The organism is Streptomyces sp. NPDC053665 (genome assembly GCF_055585285.1).
On record NZ_JBVJKK010000006.1, the window covers coordinates 145395 to 162484 of the forward strand.

Consider the following 17090-nt stretch of genomic DNA (forward strand, 5'->3'; position numbering starts at 1 on the left):
GGCCCGCCCTTCCGAAGCGCTCCGGTCGGGCGGGCCGCGGTCATGTCCGTGCGGAGGGTTCGGCCGGTGCGCCGTCCGGCAGTTCGGGGAAATCCGTCAGAGCCCGCCGCAGCCACTGGGTCCAGAAGGTCTCCAGGTCGATGCCGGCCCGTAGCACCAGGTGCCGCAGCCGGTCCTCGGTGCCGTCCCGGCCGGGCGGGAAGTCCCGCTTCTCGATCTCCCGGTACTCCGCCAACTGCTGCTCGTGCAGCTCCAGATGGCGCCGCAGGTCGGCCTCGAGACCGGCCGTGCCGACGACGGCCGCCGCCCTGAGCCGCAGCAGCAGGGTGTCGCGGTGCGGCTTGGGGTCCTGTGCGGCGGCGGTCCAGCGGGCCAGTTCGGCGCGGCCCGCGGGCAGGACCTCGTAGCTCTTCTTCTGCCCGCGGGCGGGCTGCTCGGACGGCAGGGCCCGGATGAGGCCGTCGGACTCCAGCTTTCCCAGCTCGCGGTAGATCTGCTGGTGCGTCGCCGACCAGAAGTAGCCGATCGACCGGTCGAAGCGGCGCGTCAGCTCCAGCCCGGACGACGGCTTCTCGAGCAGGGCGGTGAGGATCGCGTGCGGGAGTGACATGGCCTCATCCTAGGATCGCGGTCGCGCCCTACAGGGCGGCCGCCAGCTCGGTGCCCTGCTTGATGGCGCGCTTGGCGTCCAGCTCCGCGGCCACGTCGGCGCCGCCGATGAGGTGGGCGCTGCGTCCGGCCGCGATCAGCTCCTCGTACAGGCCGCGGCGCGGGTCCTGGCCGGTGCACAGCACGATCGTGTCGACCTCCAGCACGGTGCTCTCCTCCCCGACGGTGACGTGCAGCCCGGCGTCGTCGATCCGGTCGTAGCGCACGCCGGGGACCATGGTCACGCCGCGGTGCTTGAGCTCGGTGCGGTGGATCCAGCCGGTGGTCTTGCCGAGACCGGCGCCGACCTTGGAGGTCTTGCGCTGGAGCAGGTGGACGGTGCGCGGCGGGACGGGCCGCTCCGGCGCGGCGAGGCCGCCGGGGCCCTGGTAGTCCATGTCGACGCCCCACTGGCGGAAGTACGTCGCCGGGTCCTCGTGGGCCTTGTCGCCGCCGTCGGTGAGGAACTCGGCGACGTCGAAGCCGATGCCGCCCGCGCCGAGGATGGCGACCCGGTCGCCGACGGGTGCGCCGTCGCGCAGGACGTCGAGGTAGCCGAGGACGCTCGGGTGGTCGACGCCGGGGATCTCCGGGGTGCGGGGGGTGACGCCGGTGGCGACGACGACCTCGTCGTAGCCGTCGACGTCGGCGCTCGTGACGAGGGTGTCCAGCCGGACGTCGACGCCGTGCCAGTCGAGCTGGGTGCGGAAGTAGCGCAGCGTCTCGTCGAACTCCTGCTTGCCCGGCACCTTGCGGGCGACGTTGAGCTGGCCGCCGATCTCGCTCGCCGCGTCGAACAGCGTGACCTCGTGCCCGCGCTCGGCGGCGGAGACGGCGCACGCCAGACCGGCCGGTCCGGCGCCGACGACCGCGACGCGCTTGCGCAGCCGGGTCGGGGAGAGCACCAGCTCGGTCTCGTGGCAGGCCCGCGGGTTGACCAGGCAGGAGGTGATCAGGCCGCTGAAGGTGTGGTCGAGACAGGCCTGGTTGCAGCCGATGCAGGTGTTGATGGCCTCGGGGCGGCCGGCCTCGGCCTTGGTGACGAAGTCCGGGTCGGCGAGCATCGGGCGGGCCATGGACACCATGTCGGCCGCGCCGTCGGCGAGCAGTTCCTCGGCCAGCTCCGGGGTGTTGATGCGGTTGGTCGTGACGAGCGGGACGGACACCTCGCCCATGAGCCGCTTGGTCACCCAGGTGTAGGCGCCGCGCGGCACGGAGGTCGCGATGGTGGGGATGCGGGCCTCGTGCCAGCCGATGCCGGTGTTGATGAGGGTCGCCCCGGCGGCCTCGACGGCCTTGGCGAGGGTGATCACCTCGTCCAGGGTGGAGCCGCCGGGGACGAGGTCGAGCATGGACAGCCGGTAGATGACGATGAAGTCCTCGCCGACCGCCTCGCGCACGCGGCGCACGATCTCCAGCGGGAAGCGCATGCGGTTCTCGTACGAGCCGCCCCAGCGGTCGGTGCGCCGGTTGGTCTGCGTGGCGATGAACTCGTTGATGAGGTAGCCCTCGGAGCCCATGATCTCCACGCCGTCGTAGCCCGCCTGCCGGGCGAGGCGCGCGGTGCGTACGTAGTCCTCGATGGTCCGCTCGACGTCGGCGTCGGTCATCTCCCGCGGGGGGAAGGGGCTGATGGGCGCCTGGAGGGGGCTGGGCGCGACGAGGTCGCGGTGGTAGGCGTAGCGGCCGAAGTGCAGGATCTGCAGGGCGATCCGGCCGCCCTCGCCGTGCACGGCGTCCGTGACGACCCGGTGCTGCTCGGCCTCCTCCTCGGTGGTGAGCTTGGCGCCGCCCTCGTACGGGCGTCCCTCGTCGTTGGGCGCGATGCCGCCGGTGACGATCAGGCCCACGCCGCCGCGGGCGCGGGCGGCGTAGAACGCGGCCATGCGCGCGAACCCGCCCTCGGCCTCCTCCAGGCCGACGTGCATCGAGCCCATGAGGACCCGGTTGGGCAGGGTGGTGAAGCCCAGGTCGAGGGGGCTCAGCAGGTGCGGGTAACGGCTCATCGGGCCCTCCGTGCGCGGTGTCGTGCCAGTAGTTGTAGAGGACTACCGCGGGTTTGTGCAACTAGTTGCACAAGGCGTGACGGAGGGCACAGCCGGGCCGTGACCAGCGGTTCCGGTCCGCGGCCGGGCACACGCACGGCCGGCCGCCGCGCCCGGGGGCACGGCGGCCGGGGTACGGCGACCGGGGTACGGCGGCCGGGTACGGCGACGGCGAAGGGCTCACCTGCTCTGCAGGCGCACGTGCAGCTCCTTCTCCTGGTCACCGGAGACGGTGCTCAGGTCGTGGACGTCGAACAGCGAGTCCAGGGTCGTGCGGAACCGCTCGATCGCCCAGTAGCCGCCGTGCAGGTCGGCCTCGACGGAGGACGACAGCGTGACCGGGGCGCCGCCCTCGTGCTCGTCGGCCACGTCGAAGGTGCCGAGCCAGACGGTCGGCCGGGTCTCGTGCAGGTCCTCCGGCACGTCGTCGGCGCACCGGTCGGACTCGTAACAGGAGCACAGCGCGTCGAACACGGTCCGGGCGTCGTGCTTGCTGCACCCGCTGATCTCCACCGAGACGGAGTGGGGGTGCGGTCGCTCAAGGTCCATCGTGATCGCTCCTTCCACGGCCACGCTGCCGGTCCGCCCCTCCCCCAGCAAAGCACCACCCGCACGTGAGCACTACCGGCGGCGCCCCGCCGCCCGCACGGCGGTCCGGGCCGCGGTGGGAGATGGTGGAAGGTGACGCAAGGAGCCGGTCGGAAGCGGCCGCACGCGGTAGAACATGGGGTGTCGGTGCACGACGGCGTGCGCCGGGACGGCGAACGGGGCGTGGGATGAGTGCAGCCGGGGCTCCCGAGAACGAGGGACGGCCACGCGGCTCCGCGCGGCCCAGCGGACTGCTCGACGTCCTGCGGGTGGCCTCCATCGTCCTGGACTCCGAGGGCCGCATCGTGCTGTGGAGCCCGCAGGCCGAGGAGCTGTTCGGCTACGACGCCGCGGAGGCGCTCGGGCAGTACGCCGCCCGGATCATGGTCCACGAGAAGCACCTGGACCTCGTGGTCAAGCTGTTCGCCGACGTCATGGGCACCGGCCAGAGCTGGGCCGGGGCGTTTCCCGTCCGCCGCAAGGACGGCACCACGCGGGTGGTGGAGTTCCGCAACATGCGGCTGCTGGACGACCAGGGCGACGTGTACGCGCTGGGCCTGTGCGCCGACCAGCGCACCGTGCACCGGCTGGAGCGCGAGGTGGCGCTGTCCACCCGGATGATCGCCCAGTCCCCGACCGGGCTGGCCGTGCTGGACACCGGACTGCGGTACGTGTCGGTCAACCCGGCGCTGGAGGAGATCAACGGCGTCCCCGCCGAGGAGCACCTGGGCCGCACGGCCCGCGAGATCCTGCCGCAGATGGACGTCGACGCACTGGAGTCCGCCGCGCGCCGCGTGCTGGAGACCGGCCGGCCGGTCGTCGACCAGTCCACCGTCGGCCGCACCCCGGCCGACCCGCACCGGGACCACGCCTGGTCGGTCTCGCTGTACCGGCTGGAGAACGCCTTCGGGACGGTGCTGGGCGTGGCCGTCTCGATCGTCGACGTGACCGAGCAGTACCAGGCGGGCATCGAGGCGGAGGCCGCGCGGCGGCGGCTGGCCCTGATCGCCGACGCCTCGGGGCGGATCGGCACCACGCTCGACCTGGACCGCACGGCCAGCGAGCTCGCCGAGGTCGCCGTGCCCGAGCTCGCCGACGTCGCGGCCGTCGATCTGCTGGACGCGGTGGTGCAGGGCCGGCGCACCAGCCTCGGGCCCGCCGAGTCCGCGGTGATCCGCGCGCTGGCGGTACGGGGTTACGACTCCGCGGAGGCCCTGGAGGCGGCCGACACCCCGGGGCAGGTGGCCCGGTACGCCTCCGACCGGCTGGTCACCGAGTGCGTGCGCACGGCGAGCCCGGTGGTGCTGCCGGAGGTCCGGGACGAGGACCTGGTGCGCATCGCGCGCTCCCCCGAGGCGGCCGAGCTGCTGCGCCGGGCGGGGGTGCACTCGTACCTGGCGGTGCCGCTGATCGCGCGGGGCGAGGTGCTGGGCGCGCTGGACCTCAAGCGCACCCGCAATCCGCTGCCGTTCAGCGAGGACGACCTGCTGCTCGCGCGGGAGCTGGCCGCGCGGGCCGCCGTGCAGATCGACAACGCGCGCTGGTACCAGAGCGCCCGCGAGACCGCCCTCACCCTCCAGCGGAGCCTGCTGCCCAGCCACCCGCCCGTGACGGGCGGCCTGGAGGTCGCCTCCCGCTACCAGCCGGCCGGAGCCACCAGCGAGGTCGGCGGCGACTGGTTCGACGTGATCGAACTGGACGGGGGCAAGACCGCGCTCGTGGTGGGCGACGTGATGGGCAGCGGCATCCCGGCGGCCGCCGCGATGGGACGGCTGCGCACCGCCACCAACACCCTCGCCTCCCTCGACCTCGAACCGCACGTGCTGCTGGAGCACCTCGACCGGATCACCGCCGGCCTGGAGCAGTCCATCGCGACCTGCGTGTACGCCGTCCACGACCCGTATCTGCGCCAGTGCCGGATCGCCAACGCCGGGCATCTGCCGCCGGTGCGGGTACGGGTGGGCCGCTCCCCGGAACTGCTCGACCTGCCGACCGGCGTGCCGTTGGGCGTGGGCGGGGTGGCCTTCGCCACCACCACCGTGGACCTCGACCCGGGCGACCGGCTGGTGTTCTACACCGACGGCCTCGTAGAGACCCGCCGCGACCCGCTCGACGACCGGCTCGGCACGCTGCTGTCCCTGCTGGAGGGCCCGGACCGCCCGTTGGAGGAGGTGTGCGAGCTGCTGCTGCGCACCCTGCACGAGCCGGACAACTTCGACGACGTCGCCCTGCTCGTCGCCCGGGCCACGGCGCCGGGCCCGGGCTCCGGTGCCGTGGCCGGGCGGGACCTCAGGTCCTGACGCCGATCACCACGTGCGCGTGCAGCTCCTCCGAGACGGCCGGGCGGGCCGCCAGGCCGTGGCTCTCGAAGACCGCGACGGCGGCCGGGGTCTGGTCCCGGCTCGTCTCCACCAGGACGCAGCCGCCCGGGGCGAGCCAGTCCGGCGCCCCGGCCGCCACCCGGCGCAGGACGTCCAGGCCGTCGCCGCCGCCGTCGAGAGCGACCCGGGGTTCGTGGTCGCGCGCCTCCTGCGGCAGCAGCGCGATCTCGCCGCTCGGCACGTAGGGCACGTTGGCCGCGAGGATGCCGACCCGGCCGCGCAGCTCGCCGGGCAGCGCCTCGAACAGGTCGCCCTGGTGGACGTGCCCGCCGAGGGGGCCGATGGTGCCGCGGGCGCAGCGCACGGCGGCCGGGTCCACGTCCGCCGCGTGCAGTTCCACGGGGCCGAGTCCGGCGGCCAGCGCGGCGGCGACCGCACCCGCGCCGCAGCACAGATCGACGACGACGCGTGCGTCGGGTGCCTGGAGCAGCGCCTGCTCCACGAGGAACTCGGTACGGCGGCGCGGTACGAAGACGCCCGGGGCGACGGCGATCCGCAGCCCCCGGAACGCGGCCCAGCCGACGACGAGTTCCAGCGGCAGCCCCGCGGCGCGGCGTTCGGCCATGACGGCGGCCTCGGCCGGGGTGCGGGCGGCGTCGAGGATCAGTTCGGCCTCCTCCTCGGCGAAGACACAGCCCGCGGCACGCAGGACGGCGACGAGGGACGTACGGGAGGAGGGCGTGGAAGGGGAGGAAGGCGCAGGCGCAGGCGCGGGTGTGGGTGCGTCGGGGGACGCGGGCGATGCGGAGAACCCGGACGCCGCGGACGACGGGGACGACGCCGAGAACGGGGACGACGCGGAGAACGGGGATGATGCGGGCGACATGGAAGCCAGGAGCCTTTCGAGAGCCGAAGGGCGCTCAGCGGTCGCCTACGGCCGGCGATCCGCGGGAGGTCGGAAGGAGAGCACCCGAGCTGACACAGCGGTAATGGGTCTCACCTCCTCGGCTTTCCGGCGGCCGGGTTCGTTCCCGGCCGGACGGCAACCCTACCCGACCCGCCGACGGCCCCGGGGGCCCGGCGCCCGCGCGGGAACTGGTTGGCTCATGCAACCATGGAGGTGAGCCACAGTCTCCGAGGGAGGTTCCCGTGCACACCGCGCACACCCGGCGTACCGCCGACGCCGTGGAGACGATCCAGCGGGAGATGACGGTCTTCGCCCGCCGGGCGCGGGCCGCCGCGGGGCGGATGCACCCGGAGCTGTCGCTGGTGTCGTACACGCTGCTCGGGCACCTGGAGGAGAGCGGCGGGTGCCGGGCCACCGACCTGGCCGCCCACTACGCCCTGGACAAATCGACGGTGAGCCGCCAGGTCACCGCGCTGGAACGGGCGGGACTGGTCGCACGCCGTCCGGACGCGGACGACCAGCGCGTACAGCTGCTGCATCTGACGGAGGCCGGGCGGCGGATCCTGGCGCAGGTCACCCACAGGCGCAGGGCGGCCTTCCGGGAGCGGCTGGCGCACTGGCCGGCCCCGGACCTGGAGCGCTTCGCCGACTACCTGGTGCGCTACAACACCTCGCCGGGCCCGGACCCGGAGGACCAGGACGCGCACCCGGCCCCGACGGCCACGGCCTAGGGCCGTCGCAGGACGGCCGCCCGGCACCTCTGTCCGCGCACCACGTACGGTTGAGCAGGCAATCACCGAGCACACCGGCCCGGCGGGGCACCGCGGGACCGGCCCGGAGGCACCACCGCATGCACATCACCCGAGGCTTCACCGGCCGCCCGCGCGCCGCCGGTCCCGCCCTGCCGCCCGGGCAGTACGACGCCCGCGACGACTGGCCGGTCCTGTCCGCCGAGGTCACTCCCGAGCTGGCACCCGCCGACTGGACCTTCCGCGTCGACGGGCTGGTGGAGGAGCCGCGCACCTGGGGCTGGGAGGAGGCGCACCGGCTGCCCGCCTCGGCGTACGAGGGGGACATCCACTGCGTGACCGGCTGGTCGAAGTTCGGGGTGCGGTTCTCGGGTGTGTCCGTGGACGCCTTCCTGGACATGGTCCGGCCCCATGGGTCCGCCACCCATGCCGTCGCCTACGCCCACACCGGCTACACCACGAACCTCCCGCTCGCCGACCTGACCGGCGGGCGCGCCTGGATCGTCTGGGAGTACGGCGGCCGGCCCCTCGCCCCCGAGCACGGCGGCCCGGCCCGGCTGGTGGTGCCGCACCTGTACTTCTGGAAGAGCGCGAAGTGGATCGCCGGCCTGCGCGTCCTCGACCACGACGAGCCCGGGTTCTGGGAGTCGAACGGCTACCACGAGCGCGGCAACCCCTGGGAGGAGCAGAGGTACTCCGGTGACTGAGACGTTCGTGCCGCCCACGCCCTTCGCGGTGCCCGGCCGGATCGCCGTGGACGAGCAGGCCGCCTCCGTGTGGCAGACCGCCACCTTGACGGAGATCCGCCGTGAGACCCCGCGTGCCGCCACCTTCCGGTTCGCCGTGGCGGACTGGCCGGGGCATCTGCCCGGCCAGCACCTGATGGTTCGGCTCACCGCGGAGGACGGCTATGTGGCGCAGCGCCACTATTCGATCGCGTCGGCTCCGGACGACTCCGGTCATGTGGAGCTGACCCTCGACCGCATCGAGGGCGGCGAGGTCTCGGGGTGGTTCCACGAGGTCGCCCGGCCCGGCGACCGGGTCGAGCTGCGGGGTCCCGTGAGCGGCTTCTTCGCCTGGCCGGGCGACCGGCCCGCGCTGCTCGTCGGCGCCGGCTCCGGGGTCGTCCCGCTGATGTCCATGGTGCGTCACCACCGGGCGCGCCACCTCGACCTGCCGCTGCGCATGCTGGTCTCCGCGCGCAGCCCGGAGGAGCTCATCTACGCCCGGGAGTTGGGCGCCGAGAGCACCGTGGTGTTCACCCGGAGCGCACCGGAGGGTGCGGCGGTAGGTCGTATGGCGGCCGCACATGTGGCGCCGCTCCTGGCCGCGCAGCCTCCGGGTGGGTGGGAAGCCTATGTGTGCGGCTCCAACTCGTTCGCCGAGCACGCCTCCCGGCTGCTCGTGGCGGCGGGCCAGCCGGTGGACCGCATCCGGATCGAGCGCTTCGGCTGAGGGCGGGTGCGCGGGGTGGGAACGGCCCCCGCGCCCGGCCGTCCGGGACGCCGCGCCCGCCTCAAGTCGGCCCCGCCCTGGCGGGTTTCGCTGCGGCCCCGCCGGGCACCCCCCTGTCGGGCCGAACCCGGGTTGCCGGTCCCGGCCCTCCCCCGCGGGTGACGGTGAGGTGGTCGACATGCGAACCCGGATGCCCGGCCTGTACCGGGGGCACAGTGCGCTGCGCCGCAGGTGCGACGTCGTCGAGACGTGGACGGTCCTGGCGTTCGCCCTCCTGATCCTCGTGGGTGCGCCCCTGGCGGGGACGGCGACCGGGCGCTGGGCGTACGGCGAGGCGAAGTCGATGTCGGTGGCGCAGCACGCCGAACGCCATCGTGTCCGCGCCGAGGTCCTGGGCAGGAGCGAGGGTGCCCTGCCGTCGGCGCAGGCGGGTGGTCAGCATGCCTACCGGGCGACGGTGCGCTGGACGGAGGACGGCGGCGGTGCGCGCACCGCGCGCGTCCGGGTCCGCGCGGGGACGGACCCGGGCGAGGTCGTGGACGTCTGGCTGGACTCCCGGGGACGCCCCGTCGGACGGCCGATGGACGACACGACGGTGTGGCAGCACGCCCTCACCATGGGCGTGGGCGCCGCGGGCGGTGCGGTGCTGCTGGTGCTGCTCGGCCACTTCGCGGTGCGCCGCGTCGCCCTGCGCCGCAGACTGGCCGAATGGGACCGGGCGTGGGCCCGGACCGAACCGCTGTGGACGCACCGCAACGTGTGACGGCGGCACCTCCGCGTATGTATGACGCGGCACCGTCGCGTACGTGTCACGGCGGCAGGGACGCGCACGTGTGACGGCAACACCGGCGCGCATGTGTGACGGCGGCACCGGCACGCACAGGTGACGGTGACACCGGCTCGCACGTGTGACGGCGGCACCGGGCGGAAGCACCTGGCCACCTCTCCGGCCGCCCCCGTACTGTGCTCCTGCGCACCACTCCGGCAGCCGTACTCCCCCAAGGTGGTCCTGCATGGCCCTGTTCGACCTGTCCGACGACGAACTGCGCGCCCACCGGAGCGCGTCCGTCAAACCGGAGGACTTCGACGCGTTCTGGTCCGCGACCCTCCGGGAGGCACGTGCGCACGACCTGGACGCCCGTTTCGAGCCGGTGGACACCGGCCTGTCCACGGTGCGCGTCCTGGACGTGACGTACGCCGGCTTCGGCGGTCATCCCGTCAAGGGCTGGCTGACGCTGCCCGCCGCGGCGCAGGAACCGCTGCCCCTGGTCGTGGAGTTCATCGGCTACGGCGGCGGGCGCGGCCTGCCGCACCAGCACCTGCTGTGGGCGTCCACGGGCCGGGCGCACTTCGTGATGGACACCCGCGGCCAGGGCAGCGCCTGGGGCGGGGGCGGCGGCACGGACGACCCGGTGGGCGGCGGGCCCGCCTTCCCCGGGTTCATGACGCGGGGTGTGGACGCACCCGGGAACTACTACTACCGCCGGGTGTTCACGGACGCGGTACGGGCCGTGGAGGCGGCCCGTGCGCATCCGCTGACCGACCCCGCGCGCACCGTGGCCGTCGGATCCAGTCAGGGCGGCGGCATCACCCTCGCGGTCGGCGGCCTGGTGCCGGACCTGGCGGGCATCGCGCCGGACGTGCCGTTCCTGTGCGACTTCCCGCGCGCGGTGACCCTGACGGATCGTCACCCGTACCGCGAGATCGGGCTGTTCCTCAAGACGCACCGCGGCCGCAGCGAGCAGGTGCTGCGCACGCTGTCCTACTTCGACGGCGTCCACTTCGCCTCCCGCGGCCGGGCCCCGGCGCTCTTCTCGGCCGCGCTGGAGGACCAGACCTGCCCGCCCTCGACCGTCTTCGCGGCGTTCAATGCCTGGGCGCACGAGGACAAGGCGATCGAGGTCTACGACTTCAACGACCACGAGGGCGGCGGCCCGTTCCAGGAGGCGGCGAAGCTGCGCTGGATGCGGTCGTACATCTGATCCGGCCGTTCCCCGCACGCGCCCTTCCCTGCCGGTCCGACCGGTCGGTACGTTCATCGGGCCCCGGGCGCCGACCGACCGGCCCGGGGGCCGAGTGACGGGCCGCTGGAGGGGTGGGGTTCATGTCCGCGAACGGGCGCCATGGGGACGGGACGCGGGTGCACGGCCACTGCGAGCCGCAATTCGCCGCCGTGCGCCGGGCCTTCGAGGAGAACTTCGGCACGCGGGGGGAGCTGGGTGCCGCCGTGGCCGTCGTCCGAGGCGGCCGGACGGTGGTGGACCTGTGGGGCGGCTGGGCCGACGCGGCGCGCACCCGGCCCTGGGAGCGGGACACGCTGGTCAACGTGTGGTCCACCACCAAGGGCCCGGTGGCCCTGTGCGCCCACGTCCTGGCCGACCGCGGCCTGCTGGACCTGGACGCGCCGGTGGCGGCGTACTGGCCCGAGTTCGCCGCGGCGGGCAAGGACAGGGTCCTGGTGCGGCACCTGCTGTCCCACCGCGCCGGGCTGGCCGGGCTGCGCGAGCCGCACTCGCTGGAGCAGCTGTGCGACTGGGAGCTGACCACGCAGCGGCTCGCGGCGACCGCGCCCTGGTGGGAGCCCGGCACCCGGAGCGGCTACCACGCGCTGACCTACGGCCATCTGGTCGGCGAGGTCGTGCGGCGCGTGTCGGGGTTGTCGCCCGGCGCCTTCCTGCGGCGCGAGGTGACCGGGCCGCTGGGGGCCGACTTCGGCATCGGCGTCGCGGAGAAGGACTTCGGGCGGGTGGCGGAGCTGGTCCAGCCGCCCGTCGTGCCGGACGGTGGGCAGGCGACCGCCTCCGCGCGGCCCGCGCCGGTGGTGATCGCCGCGCTGGCCAATCCGCCTGCCTCGGCCGCCGCGGCCAACTCGCCGGCCTGGCGGACCGCCGAGATCCCCGCGGCGAACGGGCACGGCACCGCCCTCGGGGTCGCCGAGGTGTACGCCGTCCTCGCGGGGCGGGGCACCCACCGGGGCGTGCGCCTGCTGTCGCCGCAGGCCGCCGAGCGGGTGCGCGAGGGGCAGGGCCGGTGCCTCGACCTGGTCCTGGGGGCCGGGCTGGGCGGTGAGACGGAGGCCGGGCTGGGGCTGTGGCTCAGCGGCCCGCAGGGCTCCTACGGGCCGAACCCGCGCGCCCTCGGTCACGACGGCTACGGCGGCTCCTGCGGCCTCGCCGACCCGGAGGCCGGCGTCGCCCTCGGGTACGTGATGAACCGCATGGGCCCGCACATCGCGGACGACCCCCGGAAGACGGCGCTGGTGGAGGCCCTCTACGGCGCCTTGTGACGGTGGCGCGGGCGGTGCCCGCGCGCACGATGCCCGGATCGCGGCGACAGTGGGGAGGACGGCCTTCCGACCGATCCGGCACCGTCCCGTGCCGGCCGCCACCGAGAGGAACCCTGTGCGATGAGCACGTTCACCACCTCCGACGGAACCGAGATCTACTACAAGGACTGGGGCTCGGGCCGGCCCGTGGTGTTCAGCCACGGCTGGCCGCTGAACGCCGACGCCTGGGACGGGCAGGCGCGGCTCGTCGCCGAGCACGGCTTCCGCGCGGTGGCGCACGACCGCCGCGGGCACGGCCGCTCGGGCCAGCCGTGGCAGGGCAACCACATGGACCGGTACGCCGACGACCTGGCCGAGCTGATCGAGTCGCTGGATCTGCGGGACGCGGTCCTGGTGGGCCACTCGACCGGCGGCGGCGAGGTGACCCGCTACATCGGACGGCACGGCACGGAGCGGGTCTCCAAGGTCGTGCTGCTGGGCGCGGTCCCGCCGCTGATGCTGCGCACGGAGGCCAACCCGGAGGGCACGCCGAAGGAGGTCTTCGACGGCATCCGCGCGGGCGTGGAGTCCGACCGGTCGCAGTTCTACTGGGACCTGAGCGAGAGTTTCTACGGCTTCAACCGGCCCGGTGCCGCCGTGTCGGAGGGCATGCGCCGGCAGTTCTGGCTGTGGAGCATGCAGGTGGGCCTGAAGGGCGCCTACGACTGTGTCGCGCAGTTCTCGGAGACCGACTTCACCGAGGACCTGGCGCGGATCGACGTCCCGACGCTCGTGGCGCACGGTGACGACGACCAGATCGTGCCGATCGGCGCCTCCGCGCACCGGACGGCGAAGCTGGTGGAGAACGCGACGCTGAAGGTGTACCCGGGCGCCCCGCACGGTCTGGTGGGCGACTACGAGAAGTCCTTCAACGACGATCTGCTGAACTTCCTGCGAGGCTGACTGGCCCTGCGGGGCTGACGGCCCCCGCGGCCCGGGCCACGACCAGACGCGCCCTCGGGCTGCCGTCCGGTCGTCGCCCGAGGCCGGGCAGCGCCCACAGTTCCACCGCGAAACCGGCGCGCAGCAGCTCGCGCCGGACGTCGCCGAGGCGGAAGGCGCGGTAGTACATGACGAACGGGGGCCGCCACAGCGCGTTGCGCACCCGCATCGCGGTGTCGAAGCCGAGCAGGGCCCAGTAGCCCGGGGAGGTCGGCCGGGGCGGGGCGAGGACGGGGAAGGCGAAGCTGCCGCCCGGCCGCAGGACGGCGCGCACCTGGGCGAACAGGCCGGGCAGTTCGCGCGGCAGGAAGTGCCCGAAGGCGCCGAAGCTCACGACCAGGTCGAAGGCGGACGCGAAGGGCAGGGCACGGGCGTCGGCGCGGACCCAGGAGACCGGCGGACGCGCCGGGCGGGTGCGCTCGCGCGCGATCGTCAGCATCCCCGCGCTGAAGTCGACCCCGGTGACCCGCTCCCGGCACACCTCGGCCAGTACGCCGACGCCTGCTCCGGTGCCGCAGCACAGGTCGAGTCCGGCTCCGTAGGGCCCTGTGCCCCGCAGGGCGTCGGCGACGGCGTCGAGGATCACGTCGGGCGTCCGGAACGGGGTGTGGTCGAACTTCGGCGCGAGCAGGTCGTAGCCGCGCTCCACCGACGACAGCGCCTGGACCGCGAGCTCGCGCAGGGTGGGACCCTCGGGGCTGAACATCGGCTCAGCCTAGGGGACTGCGCTGCCGCAGGACGGTCAGCACGCGTTCGCACCAGCGGAGGTTGTCCTCCTCGAAGGAGATGCCTCCCATGAGGGTGAGGTAGGGGCCGATGCGGTCGGTCTCGCGGAGGTAGTCCTCCTCGCTGCGGCCGGCCAGGAGGCGTTCGCGGACGCGCAGGTAGCGGGCGAGCTTGCCGCGGGCCCACTCCCGTCGCTCCTCGACCAGCGCACGGGTTGCCGCGGGATCGACGCCGTCGTCCATGGCCTGGATCTTGATGAGCAGTTCGTCGCGGATGGCGGTGGGCCGCCTGGGCGGCGTGGCGGCGAAGGCCCGCAGGTCCCGGCGGCCCTCCTCGGTGAGGGTGAACATCCGCTTGTCCGGACGCCGTTCCTGGCGCACGACCCGCGCCTGGATCAGGCCGTCCTGGGCGAGCCGCTCCAGTTCCCGGTAGAGCTGCTGGGGGGTGGCGGCCCAGAAGTTGGCCAGCGACACGTCGAACAGCTTGGACAGTTCGTAGCCGGACGCCTCGCCCTCCAGGAGGGCGGCCAGGACGGCGTACTTGAGGGACATGTGGACACCGTACCAAGGCTTGATTAATCTACTGCGCACCTACTCAACTAATTGACCAAGGCGGCCCGAGATGCGTGCATTCCGTGAGGCGATCGAAGCCCTCGACCTCGACGCCGCCGAGGCGCTGCTGGCGCCGGACGTGGTGTTCACCAGCCCGGTGGTGTTCAAGCCGTACGCCGGGAAGGCGATCACGGCCGCCATCCTGCGCGCGGTCTCGGAGGTCTTCGAGGACTTCCGCTACGTGCGCGAGATCAACGACGCGCAGGGCCGGGACCACGCCCTGGTCTTCACGGCGCGCGTGGGCGACCGGGAGATCCAGGGCTGCGACTTCATCCACGTCGACGACAACGGCCTCATCGACGAATTCACCGTGATGGTGCGCCCGTTGTCCGGGGCCCAGGCACTCGCGGCCGCCATGGGCGCCCGGTTCGAGCGCATCGCCGAGGACGCCCGGGCCCGCTCCGTGTGAACGAGCGGGCGCGGGCGCCGGATTGGCGCGTCGGGCCGCCGTCCGGGGCCCGTCCGCGGTTGGATGTCCTCATGACGTCCGCCGAGCACGACCGGCTGATGCGGGCCAACCAGGCGAACTGGGACGCCCGCACACCCGTCCATCTCGCCAGCCGCTTCTACGGTCTCGACCAGGACCTCGACCCGGAGCGCTGGTTCGCCCCGTTCGAGTGGGAGGACCTCGGCGACCTCGCCGGACGGGACGTACTGCACCTCCAGTGCCATCTGGGCACGGAGACCCTGGCCTTCGCCCGGCGCGGGGCCCGGGCCGTCGGCCTCGACTTCTCGGCGGCGTCCGTCGCGGCCGCGTCCGGCATCGCGCGCCGGGCCGGCGCCGACGTGCGGTACGTGTGCGCGAACGTCTACGACGCCGTCGAGGCCCTGGACGGGCGGCAGTTCGACGTCGTCTACACCGGCAAGGGCGCCCTGTGCTACCTGCCCGACCTCGACCGGTGGGCGCGGACCGTGGCCCGCCTGCTGCGCCCGGGCGGCCTGCTGTACGTGGTCGAGTTCCATCCCCTGCTCCACGCCCTCGGCCCCAAGCCCGCACCCGGCGAGGGCCCGGAACTGCTCCTGCGCCACGACTACCTGGGCGGCGGCGGGCCCGTGCACCGCGACGGGACCCACACCTACACGGACGGCCCCCCGGTCCGCGGCGCCACCGACAGCTACGAGTGGATGCACGGGATCGGCGAGGTCGTCACGGCGTCGGTGAGGGCGGGACTGACCGTGCGACAGCTGCGCGAGACCGGTGAACTCCCCTGGCCGCGCTGGCCGCAGATGGTGCGCGCGGAGTCCGGTTGGTGGCGGCTGCCCGAGCCGCGGATCCCCCTGCTGTACGGGCTGTCGGCAATCCGCTGACCCCCGGCCTCTCGCCCGGCGCACCGTCCGGGTGGTAGCCTGCGAACAGCACTCGTGCACGCCCCTTGTCGTGGGCGCCGGTGCGGTTCTCGCATTTCTCTCCTTCTCACAGCACTTCCGTCGGTGCGCCGACGCGCCCGGTGCTGTTTCCCCGCCGCCTTCGAGGTGCTCCCACCCGCGCGCGGCCCTCTCCCCTCCCCCAGGCATGTCCCCTGACGTCCGTCCGTGAAAGGACACCCCGATGACCACCACGATCGACACCACCACGATCGACACCACCCCGGCCGTCCGGCCCCGTCCCGAGACCCGGACCGTCCTCGGCGTCCTCGACGTCGACGCCGGCGGGAAGGGGCACCTGCGCGGCCCCGACTGCCTGCCCACCCCCGCCGATCCCACCGTCTCCCCCGCCCTGGTGCGCCGGCACGGCCTGCGCAAGGGCGACCTCGTCGAGGGCCCCCTCGGTGACCGGCGCGGCCTCGGCGACGTCGTGCGGATCGACGGCCGCACACCGGCGGACGTGCGCGACCGCCGCCACTTCCGTGACCTGACACCCCTGCATCCGCACCGCAGGCTCCGCCTGGAGCACCCGGCCGCCGGGCTCGCCGGCCGGGTCGTCGACCTGGTCGCACCGGTCGGCAAGGGCCAGCGCGGACTCCTCGTCGCCCCGCCAAAGACCGGCAAGACGGTGCTCCTGCAGCAGCTCGCCGCGGCCGTCGCCGGCAACCATCCCGAGTGCCGGCTGATGGTGCTGCTGCTCGACGAACGGCCCGAGGAGGTCACCGACATGCGGCGCGCCGTGCGGGGCGAGGTCTACGCCTCCACGTTCGACCGGAGCGCCCGGCAGCACATCGCGCTCGCCGAGCTGGTGATCGAACGGGCCAGGCGGCGCGTCGAGGCCGGTGAGGACGTGGTCGTCCTGCTCGACTCGCTGACCCGGCTGTGCCGGGCGCACAACAACGCGGCCGCCGCCGGTGGCCGCATTCTCAGCGGCGGCGTGGACGCCTCGGCGCTGACCGGGCCGAAGCGGTTCTTCGGCGCGGCCCGGGCCGCCGAGGAGGGCGGTTCGCTCACGGTCCTGGCCACCGCCCTGGTGGAGACCGGCTCGCGGGCCGACGACTTCTACTTCGAGGAGCTGAAGAGCACCGGGAACATGGAACTCCGGCTGAGCCGGGACCCGGCGTCCCGCCGTCTCTTCCCGGCCGTCGACATCACCTCCTCGGGCACCCGGCGCGAGGAACTCCTGCTGGACCCCGACGAATCGGCGGCCGTGCACGGTCTGCGCCGGGTGCTGCGCGACCGCGACGGCAAGAGCGGTCTGGAGACGCTCCTGGCGCGGATGCGCGAGACGCCGGACAACGCCGCGTTCCTGCGGCGGGTCCGGCCCACCCTGCCCGTGTGAGGCCCCGGCGACGCCGACGACGGCGAAGCGGCCGTCCCCTCATCGCTCCTCTTCGCACCAGGCTGC

Annotated in this window: 17 protein-coding genes; 11 read left to right on the top strand and 6 right to left on the bottom strand. The window is 73.9% G+C overall.

Features of this window, described 5'->3' with window-relative positions:
- Window positions 1-40 precede the first annotated feature (40 nt).
- The 3 genes from ACZ6ZN_RS23895 to ACZ6ZN_RS23905 form a co-directional block, all read right to left on the bottom strand.
- Entirely contained in the window at window positions 41-610 is a 570-nt protein-coding gene (locus ACZ6ZN_RS23895; RefSeq protein WP_451878659.1) for a PadR family transcriptional regulator, read from the bottom strand.
- 28 nt (window positions 611-638) lie between these two features.
- Window positions 639-2654: an FAD-dependent oxidoreductase gene (locus tag ACZ6ZN_RS23900; protein ID WP_469649223.1), complete on the bottom strand. Its 2016-nt coding sequence runs from the start codon at window positions 2652-2654 to the stop codon at window positions 639-641.
- A gap of 219 nt (window positions 2655-2873) precedes the next feature.
- A complete protein-coding gene (locus ACZ6ZN_RS23905; protein ID WP_398108352.1) occupies window positions 2874-3242 on the bottom strand; it encodes a hypothetical protein in 369 nt (122 codons plus the stop codon).
- Between the two features lie 227 nt (window positions 3243-3469).
- On the opposite strand from ACZ6ZN_RS23905, the gene ACZ6ZN_RS23910 reads away from it, so the two are divergent.
- A complete protein-coding gene (locus tag ACZ6ZN_RS23910; protein WP_469649226.1) occupies window positions 3470-5581 on the top strand; it encodes a SpoIIE family protein phosphatase in 2112 nt (703 codons plus the stop codon).
- Here the strand turns inward: ACZ6ZN_RS23910 and ACZ6ZN_RS23915 are convergent.
- Complete coding sequence (locus tag ACZ6ZN_RS23915; RefSeq protein WP_469649228.1) at window positions 5571-6488, bottom strand: putative protein N(5)-glutamine methyltransferase; 918 nt, start codon at window positions 6486-6488, stop codon at window positions 5571-5573. The two genes, ACZ6ZN_RS23910 and ACZ6ZN_RS23915, sit on opposite strands and share 11 nt — an antisense overlap.
- A gap of 320 nt (window positions 6489-6808) precedes the next feature.
- Between ACZ6ZN_RS23915 and ACZ6ZN_RS23920 the strand changes: the two genes are divergently transcribed.
- The 7 genes from ACZ6ZN_RS23920 (at window position 6809) to ACZ6ZN_RS23950 (ending at window position 12941) form a co-directional block, all read left to right on the top strand.
- The gene (locus ACZ6ZN_RS23920) at window positions 6809-7240 is read left to right on the top strand and encodes a MarR family winged helix-turn-helix transcriptional regulator (protein WP_451878696.1); all 432 of its coding nucleotides are present in this window, start codon (window positions 6809-6811) and stop codon (window positions 7238-7240) included.
- A gap of 119 nt (window positions 7241-7359) precedes the next feature.
- A complete protein-coding gene (locus tag ACZ6ZN_RS23925) occupies window positions 7360-7965 on the top strand; it encodes a sulfite oxidase-like oxidoreductase (protein ID WP_469649231.1) in 606 nt (201 codons plus the stop codon).
- Entirely contained in the window at window positions 7958-8713 is a 756-nt protein-coding gene (locus tag ACZ6ZN_RS23930) for a ferredoxin reductase (protein ID WP_469649233.1), read from the top strand. Before ACZ6ZN_RS23925 ends, ACZ6ZN_RS23930 begins: the two co-directional genes overlap by 8 nt.
- A 178-nt stretch (window positions 8714-8891) precedes the next feature.
- Entirely contained in the window at window positions 8892-9476 is a 585-nt protein-coding gene (locus tag ACZ6ZN_RS23935; RefSeq protein WP_469649235.1) for an Rv1733c family protein, read from the top strand.
- 250 nt (window positions 9477-9726) lie between these two features.
- A complete protein-coding gene (locus ACZ6ZN_RS23940) occupies window positions 9727-10695 on the top strand; it encodes an acetylxylan esterase (protein ID WP_469649238.1) in 969 nt (322 codons plus the stop codon).
- A 122-nt stretch (window positions 10696-10817) separates the two neighbouring features.
- Window positions 10818-11999, top strand: a complete 1182-nt coding sequence (locus ACZ6ZN_RS23945; RefSeq protein ID WP_469649241.1) for a serine hydrolase domain-containing protein — start codon at window positions 10818-10820, stop codon at window positions 11997-11999.
- 120 nt (window positions 12000-12119) lie between these two features.
- Window positions 12120-12941, top strand: coding sequence for an alpha/beta fold hydrolase (locus ACZ6ZN_RS23950; RefSeq protein WP_469649243.1), 822 nt, complete (start codon window positions 12120-12122; stop codon window positions 12939-12941).
- On the opposite strand, the gene ACZ6ZN_RS23955 is transcribed toward ACZ6ZN_RS23950, so the two are convergent.
- Both ACZ6ZN_RS23955 and ACZ6ZN_RS23960 read right to left on the bottom strand, forming a co-directional pair.
- Window positions 12907-13686, bottom strand: coding sequence for a class I SAM-dependent methyltransferase (locus ACZ6ZN_RS23955; RefSeq protein ID WP_469649245.1), 780 nt, complete (start codon window positions 13684-13686; stop codon window positions 12907-12909). The genes ACZ6ZN_RS23950 and ACZ6ZN_RS23955 overlap by 35 nt on opposite strands.
- A 4-nt stretch (window positions 13687-13690) precedes the next feature.
- Window positions 13691-14257 (bottom strand): PadR family transcriptional regulator, encoded by a 567-nt coding sequence (locus tag ACZ6ZN_RS23960; protein ID WP_398108362.1) that lies wholly within the window; start codon window positions 14255-14257, stop codon window positions 13691-13693.
- A 70-nt stretch (window positions 14258-14327) separates the two neighbouring features.
- On the opposite strand from ACZ6ZN_RS23960, the gene ACZ6ZN_RS23965 reads away from it, so the two are divergent.
- From ACZ6ZN_RS23965 to rho, 3 genes are all read left to right on the top strand, one after another.
- Entirely contained in the window at window positions 14328-14726 is a 399-nt protein-coding gene (locus ACZ6ZN_RS23965) for a nuclear transport factor 2 family protein (RefSeq protein WP_469649249.1), read from the top strand.
- Window positions 14727-14797: 71 nt separating this feature from the next.
- Window positions 14798-15625: a class I SAM-dependent methyltransferase gene (locus tag ACZ6ZN_RS23970; protein WP_469649251.1), complete on the top strand. Its 828-nt coding sequence runs from the start codon at window positions 14798-14800 to the stop codon at window positions 15623-15625.
- Between the two features lie 241 nt (window positions 15626-15866).
- On the top strand, window positions 15867-17024 hold the full coding sequence (gene rho, locus ACZ6ZN_RS23975; protein ID WP_469649253.1) for a transcription termination factor Rho: 1158 nt from the start codon (window positions 15867-15869) through the stop codon (window positions 17022-17024).
- The last annotated feature ends 66 nt before the right edge of the window (window positions 17025-17090 follow it).

What these genes read in the sequence shown, in the direction of transcription:
- ACZ6ZN_RS23895 (WP_451878659.1), bottom strand. Translation starts at nt 610, where the DNA reads ATGTCACTCCCGCACGCGATCCTCACCGCCCTGCTCGAGAAGCCGTCG.
- ACZ6ZN_RS23900 (WP_469649223.1), bottom strand. Translation starts at nt 2,654, where the DNA reads ATGAGCCGTTACCCGCACCTGCTGAGCCCCCTCGACCTGGGCTTCACC.
- ACZ6ZN_RS23905 (WP_398108352.1), bottom strand. Translation starts at nt 3,242, where the DNA reads ATGGACCTTGAGCGACCGCACCCCCACTCCGTCTCGGTGGAGATCAGC.
- ACZ6ZN_RS23910 (WP_469649226.1), top strand. Translation starts at nt 3,470, where the DNA reads ATGAGTGCAGCCGGGGCTCCCGAGAACGAGGGACGGCCACGCGGCTCC.
- ACZ6ZN_RS23915 (WP_469649228.1), bottom strand. Translation starts at nt 6,488, where the DNA reads ATGTCGCCCGCATCATCCCCGTTCTCCGCGTCGTCCCCGTTCTCGGCG.
- ACZ6ZN_RS23920 (WP_451878696.1), top strand. Translation starts at nt 6,809, where the DNA reads ATGACGGTCTTCGCCCGCCGGGCGCGGGCCGCCGCGGGGCGGATGCAC.
- ACZ6ZN_RS23925 (WP_469649231.1), top strand. Translation starts at nt 7,360, where the DNA reads ATGCACATCACCCGAGGCTTCACCGGCCGCCCGCGCGCCGCCGGTCCC.
- ACZ6ZN_RS23935 (WP_469649235.1), top strand. Translation starts at nt 8,892, where the DNA reads ATGCGAACCCGGATGCCCGGCCTGTACCGGGGGCACAGTGCGCTGCGC.
- ACZ6ZN_RS23940 (WP_469649238.1), top strand. Translation starts at nt 9,727, where the DNA reads ATGGCCCTGTTCGACCTGTCCGACGACGAACTGCGCGCCCACCGGAGC.
- ACZ6ZN_RS23945 (WP_469649241.1), top strand. Translation starts at nt 10,818, where the DNA reads ATGTCCGCGAACGGGCGCCATGGGGACGGGACGCGGGTGCACGGCCAC.
- ACZ6ZN_RS23950 (WP_469649243.1), top strand. Translation starts at nt 12,120, where the DNA reads ATGAGCACGTTCACCACCTCCGACGGAACCGAGATCTACTACAAGGAC.
- ACZ6ZN_RS23955 (WP_469649245.1), bottom strand. Translation starts at nt 13,686, where the DNA reads ATGTTCAGCCCCGAGGGTCCCACCCTGCGCGAGCTCGCGGTCCAGGCG.
- ACZ6ZN_RS23960 (WP_398108362.1), bottom strand. Translation starts at nt 14,257, where the DNA reads ATGTCCCTCAAGTACGCCGTCCTGGCCGCCCTCCTGGAGGGCGAGGCG.
- ACZ6ZN_RS23965 (WP_469649249.1), top strand. Translation starts at nt 14,328, where the DNA reads ATGCGTGCATTCCGTGAGGCGATCGAAGCCCTCGACCTCGACGCCGCC.
- ACZ6ZN_RS23970 (WP_469649251.1), top strand. Translation starts at nt 14,798, where the DNA reads ATGACGTCCGCCGAGCACGACCGGCTGATGCGGGCCAACCAGGCGAAC.
- rho (WP_469649253.1), top strand. Translation starts at nt 15,867, where the DNA reads ATGACCACCACGATCGACACCACCACGATCGACACCACCCCGGCCGTC.